1 protein-coding gene is annotated in these 1,241 nt (G+C 49.8%); it reads left to right on the top strand.

Features of this window, described 5'->3' with window-relative positions; all coding sequences use genetic code 11:
* Positions 1–168 precede the first annotated feature (168 nt).
* Positions 169–987, top strand: a complete 819-nt coding sequence (locus OKB81_RS20385) for a hypothetical protein (protein WP_270805435.1) — start codon at positions 169–171, stop codon at positions 985–987.
* Positions 988–1,241: the final 254 nt, after the last annotated feature.

Genomic DNA, 1,241 nt, shown 5'->3' with positions numbered 1-1,241 from the left:
GTGGCGTTGGAGCCGATTTCAAAAAAAGTGGCGCAATACCGTTAGGGCAAGTACGTCGATTTAACGGCGCTTACCCTCGCAGAACGACTTACATATGAAAACCGAGAAATAGAGCGGCTGGTTGCACCAGTGAGTCCGCCTGTACTCGCAAATTCCTGTCTGACTTCAGTGAAAGGACTGCAACACTGTCTTGAGGTTTCCAGCCATTACAGGCATCTGCAGGTTTTGGACTGGGCTGCCATCCTGATGGCTTGTCAGGTGAGCACAGCAGAACAGGTCGCCTATCAAGAGGGGGTCTCGCCTGCGATGGTAAGGGCGTTGCTTGATCATGCAGCCATAGTACAGAAGCATTGCCCACGACATGGCAAGCGTCTCCCCCTTATCCCTGCGTTATCGCCTTGGATCCATCGATTGGTAGAGCGTGAAAAGCGACAGGGTGAAGAGAAGCAAGCTTCAAAAGCGATTGAAGAGCAACAGCTAAGCAAGGTGAAGCTGGATTCCTACTCCTTGCAGATCCTGAACTTTCTATTTAGACAGCTGCAAACAGGCTTGGATGACGGGACGTTGACTTGGCAGATGATCCAGGATGGCTGTCAGATATTGAGGTATCTGGTCCCAGGGAAGGGTTATTTGATCCGTAGTCCAAGTAGTCGACGAGTCATACAGTTTTTGACCCTTTGTGGTGCTCTGGGCTTTAAGGCGCGTCATATTCATTTGACGCTGCAATTACCGGGTGCGGAGGTCACACAAAAGACGCATATATTGGGGCAATGGAATGGATTGTTACAATCCGCAGGTCTAGCTGGTGTGCCGATAGACGAGGGAAAGCAGCAAGACTGGCCATACTTGCCCAAGCACGATGGTTTAGGGGTCATGGAGGTGCGCCTACTCAATAGTAAGCTGGGGAGCCATGGACGCAGACAACGGGCATTTTTGTCGATGATGCAGCTCATGCTCATTCTATCTGCAACCTTGAAGTCCCTGTAAGCACTGGTTTGCAAGAATCAGCACTTCCCCTGGTCTGTTGGCGGATCATGTCGGGAGTCTCCTGATCATACGGTCCCCGTGCTTGATGAAACGAAAATGTGCCGGTTTGTCTTCAAATAGCATGTGCGAACGTGCCGATTGGCATGAGTTGTGGTCAGCATTCCTCAATATGCCCTCACATGTACAGGATCTTTAGCTACAACCAATTGAAATAGATAGAAAAAAGGCTTCGTTTGTGATCTGATTTAATCGCA

It is taken from the genome of Aeromonas sp. QDB56, assembly GCF_027705505.1.
In the GTDB taxonomy this organism is placed as follows: Bacteria; Pseudomonadota; Gammaproteobacteria; order Enterobacterales; family Aeromonadaceae; genus Aeromonas; species Aeromonas caviae.
This window is presented reverse-complemented; position numbering and strand designations above follow the sequence as displayed.